Here is a 442-nt window from a genome sequence, read left to right on the forward strand (position 1 = left end):
ATCCGAAATATTCTGGGCGGAACTATTTTCCGTGCTCCAATTGTGATCGATAATGTGCCACGACTGGTTCCCGGGTGGACCAAACCGATCATCATCGGCCGCCACGCGTTCGGTGACCAGTATCGTGCCTTCAACACCAAGGTCGACAAGTCCGGCACCTTCACGGTCACCTTCACCCCAGATGACGGCAGCGAGCCGCAGGTGCACGACGTCGTCAAGATCCCCGAAGACGGCGGCGTCATCATGGGCATGTACAACTTCCGCAAATCCATCCAGGACTTTGCGCGCTCGTCGTTCAACTTCGCGCTGCAGCAGAACTATCCGGTGTTCCTGTCGACAAAGAACACCATCCTCAAAGGCTACGACGGGATGTTCAAGGACGAATTCGAGCGCATCTTCACCGAGGAGTACCGCGAACAGTTCGACGCCAAAGGGCTCACCT

The 442-nt window shown here is 56.3% G+C and carries 1 protein-coding gene; it reads left to right on the forward strand.

Annotated elements, in window-relative coordinates:
• Positions 1-54: 54 nt before the first annotated feature.
• Positions 55-442, forward strand: a 388-nt coding sequence (locus RNB18_RS52190) for an isocitrate/isopropylmalate family dehydrogenase (protein ID WP_311721075.1), incomplete at its 3' end; no start/stop codon positions are given.

The organism is Streptomyces doebereineriae, from assembly GCF_031845645.1.
Lineage (GTDB): Bacteria > Actinomycetota > Actinomycetes > Streptomycetales > Streptomycetaceae > Streptomyces > Streptomyces canus.